The organism is Poseidonibacter sp. (genome assembly GCF_041821165.1).
Classification (GTDB): domain Bacteria; phylum Campylobacterota; class Campylobacteria; order Campylobacterales; family Arcobacteraceae; genus Poseidonibacter.
This window is the reverse complement of record NZ_JBGUES010000155.1, coordinates 1-5,555: the sequence shown is the minus strand read 5'-3', so window position 1 is coordinate 5,555 and position 5,555 is coordinate 1. Positions and strand designations below refer to the sequence as shown.

Sequence of the window (5,555 nt, the reverse complement as noted above, 5' to 3'; positions counted from 1 at the left end):
CTGATTGTGATGAACTTGTAGATATTTATTATGTAATAAATAGAGTTCAAGGAATGTCTTTAGGTTTATATAAAGATGGTGTATGTATAAAAGAGGGTGATTTAAAAGAAAAAGCAGGGTATTTATGCCTAGAGCAAGATTTAGGAAAATCAAGTGCTGTTACATTTTTTCTAGTAAGTAAAAGTTCAAACTATCAAGAAGCTTATCAAAAAGCAGGAATTATAGGACATAGACTATATATATCTTCAAATTATCTAAATATTGGATGTAGTGGAATAGGTGCTTATTATGACGATGAGGTTTGTGAGTTAATTGGTGAAAATAGTATGATTTTATATGCTTTAGCAATAGGAAATTAAAAGAGCAATGCTCTTTTAATTTATAACTTTTTATTCAGGTGTATTCATCATCCAAATTGAGAAAATATCAAGATAGTTCCAAAGAGATTCTTTTAAATCATCTGGCATATCAAGTGCTGATAAAACTATGATGTAAGATTCTAGCCAAATTCTTCTAGCTTCAGGAGTAATAGCAAATGGTGCATGACGTGCAGCCATCATTGGTGCTCCTCTATTTTCATTAAAATATGGATGTCCTCCACAAATTTGAATAAAGAAATCAGCAGAGTGCTGTTTTGCTAATGCAAAACCTTGCTCACTTGGTGGAAATAATCCTCTAATATTACTTTCTTTTAATAAATCATAATGGTCAGATACTAATTTTCTCATTCCTTCTTCACCTAAAAACTCTAACACCTTTGGGCTTGGTTTTGTAACAGGTGGTCTAACACCTACTTGTCCAGCTGTAATATTATATTGCATTTATAAACCTTTTATATTCTATTTATATTTAATTGAAAGCACATATTACTATATATTTTCTAAAATTGATTTAAAAAAACTTTTAATCTTTATTTAGCTAAAGTTTAATATATAGTAAAAAATACATACAATTTATTATTTAAATTGGATAGAATGCGTAAATAACTAGTAGAAATACTATAGAATTGGTATAAATTAAAAAAATAATTTATACTTAACACCAAAAAGGCTAAATTATGTTTAAAAATATATCAATTAAAGGAAAACTTTTAATAGTTGTAGGTATTACTATTATTGGGTTTATTGTTGTCGTTTTATTTAATCAATATTCTAACAATACCTTAGGGAAATTATATAATGCTAAAAATCTAATTGAAGAATTAGAAATTAAGACATTGGATTTAAGAAAACATGAAAAAGATTTCTTATTAAGAAAAGAGTTGAAATACGAGGATGAATTTAATAAAACCTTTATTGCTCTAAGTGAAAACACTAAAGAAATTGAAAACTTTTTAGAAGAAGAAAATTTAAATAAAGAAATGATTAATAACTTTAATAAAGCCATTATTGATTATAAAAAGAACTTCCATTTATTAGTTTTATCTCAACAAAAAATAGGTTTAAATCCAAAAGAAAAGCTATATGGAAACTTAAGAGCTAGTGTTCATAATGTTCAAAATTATGCAAAAAAATCTAATAATTATGAACTATTAGCAAAAGTATATGATCTAAGAAAACAAGAAAAAGATTTTATGTTAAGAAAAGATTTAAAATATGTAGAGAATTTTAAATTAAAAATCAATAAATTAATTAATGATGAAAATTTAATTTCAACAGAATTAAAATCAAATTTAAATAGTTATAACAATGATTTTTTATCTTTTGTTGATGAAGAGATAAAACTAGGTTTAAGTGCTAATTTAGGTATTAAAGGGGAAATGAGAGCGTCTGTACATAGAACAGAAGAGTCTATTTTAAATATATTAACACAACTTAGTAAAATATTAGAAGAAAAAACTCTTACTTTATCTATTCAACTTTTATTAACTACTATTAGTGTTATTTTATTGATTTCAATTATGATATTTATGATTTCAAGAAATATCGTAAACTCTTTAAATAATTTTCAAGATGGATTAATTTCATTCTTTAAATATTTAAATAGAGAAACATCAGATGTTAAGAACTTACATATTGATGGAAAAGATGAAATAAGTCAAATGTCATTAATTATTAATGATAATATCCAAACAATTAAAATAGATTTCGAAAAAGATAAAGAGATTATAAATGTAACAATTAGTGTACTTGCTGAGTATGAGCAAGGTGATTTCTCTTTAAAAATAAATAAAACTTCATCAAATCCTTTACTAAATGATTTAACATCTGTTATTAATAAAATGGGTACAAATCTTGAAAAAAATATAGATAATATTTTAGAAGCATTTACAGAGTTTTCAAATTCAAACTATAAAAAACAAGTTTCAACAAATGGAATAAAAGAGCATTTAGAAAAATTAGCAAGTGGTGTAAATAACTTAGGTTCAAGTATTTCACAATTACTAAGAAACTCATTAGAAATTGGTTTAACTTTAGATAAATCATCTGATATTTTAATTATTAATGTGGATAAGTTAAATGATTCATCAACAGAAGCAGCAGCTTCATTAGAAGAAACAGCAGCAGCCTTAGAAGAGATAACAAGTACTATTGTAAGTAATTCTCAAAATGTAAAAGAGATGAGTAAGTATGCAAGTGATTTAAATGTTTCAGCTCATACAGGTCAAGATTTAGCTCAAAATACAAGTAGAGCAATGGAAGATATTACAGAACAAGTAACATTAATTAGTGATGCTATTTCTATAATTGATCAAATTGCATTTCAAACAAATATTCTTTCACTTAATGCTGCAGTTGAAGCAGCAACAGCAGGAGAAGCAGGAAAAGGCTTTGCAGTTGTTGCACAAGAGGTTAGAAATCTTGCAAGCAGATCTGCAGAAGCTGCAAAAGAGATTAAAGATTTAGTACAAAACGCTACATCAAAAGCAACAGAGGGTAAAAATATATCTTCAAATATGATTGAAGGTTATACATCACTATTAGAAAATATTAATAAAGCTACAAAAAAAATAGATGAAATCTCAATTGCAAGTACAGAACAAGAATCAGGAATAACACAAATTAATGATGCTGTAAATCAATTAGACCAACAAACACAAAAAAATGCAGAAACTGCAACAAAAACTCATGATATTGCAATTCAAACAGATAAACTTGCAAAAGAAATAGTAAATGATGCTTTAAGTAAAGAGTTTATTGGAAAAGAAGAAGTACTTAATTAGCCCATATTAATTAATAAAGCATTTTATTTTGTTTAACTTCTTAATATGATAGAATATCTGATATTAATATCAGGTATTTTATGAAAAGAGATTTAAAAAATATAATAGAGTGTTATAGTTGTGGCTTATTTGTAAAAAAACAGCCCTATGAGAATCTTTCCCAAAGATGCCCACGATGTAATACTAAGATTATTACTTCTAAAAAACATAGTTTAGACTCTTTATATTATGCTTTTTCTTCACTACTTATATTTATTTTACTAAGTCTTTATCCTTTAATATCAATTTCTATAAATGATATACAAATCAAAGCTACACTATTTGGAACAATTTCAATTTTATTAGAGCAAAACTTATTTTTTGTAGCATTAGTTGTATTATTTACTATTATAATTGCGCCTGTTCTAAACTCTTTAGTAATTATATTTTCATTTATTCAAATTCACACAAAATTTAAAATATTTACAGATACACTTTTACATGATGGTTTTTATTTTTTCAAGAAATGGGCTTTTATAGAAGTTTTCATAATAAGTATTATTGTTTCATATATTAAACTTATTGCTATGTTTGATACAACAGAGTTTAATTTAGGTTTTTATCTTATGTTAGCATATATATTTTCTTTATTTATGATGAATGTAAGATTTGAAGGGAAAACAGTACTTGGAGAATAAATGGCTTTAATTTCATGTCAAAACTGTCATAAAGTATTTCAAAAAGAAAACTATAATACTTTTGTATGTAATAGATGTAATCATCATGTAAGAAAAAGGGCAAAACACTCTTTACAAATTTCTATTGCTTTAGTTATTTGTGCGATTTTATTATATATTCCTGCATTAATGTATCCAATGATGATAATTACCAAACTAGGGCTTGTAAAAGAAAGTACAATATTAGCAGGTGTTATAGATTTTATTGATGATGAAAACTTTTTTATAGCAGGAGTTATTTTTTTTGCTAGTATTATAATACCTATTGTAAAACTAACAGGTTTATTAATGATATTTATATCTTTGAAAGTAAATATTCAAATGAGCAATAAAACAAAGGTTAGAATTTTAAAATTTATAGAGTTTATAGGAAAATGGTCAATGATAGATATTTATGTTGTTGCCATTTTAGCTTCTGTTGTAAATTATGGAGAAGTCTTTAATATAAAAGGTGGAATAGCTGCTACATCTTTTACCTTGGTTGTAATAATAACCATGATAGCAGCACATAGATTTGATACAAGGATTATATGGGATGAAGGAAAATAAAATGCAAGAGAATGATTTAGTATACAAAGCTAATATAAAAGATGAAAAGGCTGTTTCTTTTATTTGGATTATTCCTATTATAATCATGTGTATTTTATCTTGGGTTGCTTATGAATCTTATATGAAAAAAGGAACAACAATAAGTGTTGTTTTTAAAAGTGCTGAGGGTTTAAAAGAGGGTGTTACAACATTAGAGTATAAAGGTTTAACACTAGGAAAAGTAAGAAAAATAAGTATTCATGATGATTTAAAAAGTGTAAAAGTAAATATCTTAGTAAAAAGTGAAGTTGCAAAATATGTAGCAAATGATAGTTCTCAATTTTGGATTAAAAAACCAACTGTTTCTTTAACAAAAGTATCAGGTCTAAGCACTTTAATAAGTGGATATAAAATAGAAATTTCACCTAAGTTTAAAACATATAAAGAACTAGAAGAAGCGAAAGAACAATTTTCATTTTTAGGTCTTGATAGTCAACCTGATAATGCTTTGATTGAAAATGGATATTATATTTCTTTAATTGTTAAAGATAATGATAGTGTTGAAGTAGGGACTCCAATTTTTTATAATAAGTTCCAAATTGGAGAAATTGTATCAAAAGAGTTTAAAGAAGAAAAAGTATTTATAAAAGCTTATATCTATGATAAATTTAATCACTTAGTAAATGAAAGCTCAAGTTTTATTTTAAATAATGCACTAAAAGTAAACTATGGACCAGCTGGTTTAAATGTAGAAGTAGGTTCCTTATATTCTGCTATTGTAGGTGGTATTACAGTAACAACAAAAGATAAAGAAGCTAAAAAAATAGATATAACTCAAAACTATCACTTATATACAAATAATGATGATATAAAAGAGAAAATTGATATTGATATTAAATTTTTAGATGCAAATACAATTGCTCAAAATACACCTATTATTTATAAAGGGATAATAATTGGAAAAGTAAAAGATATTATTTTAAATGAAAATGATATAACTTCAAAATCTTTTATATATAAGAAGTATAAATATCTATTAACAAATAATAGTGAGTTTTTTATAGCCAAAGCAAAATTAGGTTTAGATGGTTTAGAAAACTTAGAAACTATTGTAAAAGGTAGTTATATATCTTTAGTTTATAAAAAAG

5 protein-coding genes and 1 pseudogene are annotated in these 5,555 nt (G+C 25.1%); 5 read left to right on the top strand and 1 reads right to left on the bottom strand.

Annotation, left to right across the window (positions count from 1 at the left end; translation table 11 throughout):
• Positions 1 to 359: pseudogene (locus tag ACERKK_RS10675) on the top strand (dehydrogenase); the annotation flags it as partial.
• Between the two features lie 30 nt (positions 360 to 389).
• On the opposite strand, the gene ACERKK_RS10670 reads toward ACERKK_RS10675, so the two are convergent.
• Positions 390 to 821, bottom strand: coding sequence for a globin (locus ACERKK_RS10670; protein ID WP_373773065.1), 432 nt, complete (start codon positions 819 to 821; stop codon positions 390 to 392).
• Between the two features lie 236 nt (positions 822 to 1,057).
• Here ACERKK_RS10670 and ACERKK_RS10665 point away from each other — a divergent pair, with 236 nt between their 5' ends.
• From ACERKK_RS10665 to ACERKK_RS10650, 4 genes are all read left to right on the top strand, one after another.
• Positions 1,058 to 3,163 carry a methyl-accepting chemotaxis protein gene (locus ACERKK_RS10665; RefSeq protein ID WP_373773064.1) on the top strand — a complete coding sequence of 702 codons (2,106 nt, stop codon included), beginning with the start codon at positions 1,058 to 1,060 and terminating at the stop codon, positions 3,161 to 3,163.
• An 80-nt stretch (positions 3,164 to 3,243) separates the two neighbouring features.
• Positions 3,244 to 3,840 carry a paraquat-inducible protein A gene (locus tag ACERKK_RS10660; protein ID WP_373773063.1) on the top strand — a complete coding sequence of 199 codons (597 nt, stop codon included), beginning with the start codon at positions 3,244 to 3,246 and terminating at the stop codon, positions 3,838 to 3,840.
• Entirely contained in the window at positions 3,841 to 4,428 is a 588-nt protein-coding gene (locus ACERKK_RS10655; RefSeq protein WP_373773062.1) for a paraquat-inducible protein A, read from the top strand. It abuts the gene before it with no gap.
• Positions 4,415 to 5,555 (top strand): MlaD family protein (locus ACERKK_RS10650; RefSeq protein WP_373773061.1); only part of this gene is annotated, 1,141 nt, incomplete at its 3' end. The genes ACERKK_RS10655 and ACERKK_RS10650, both read left to right, overlap by 14 nt.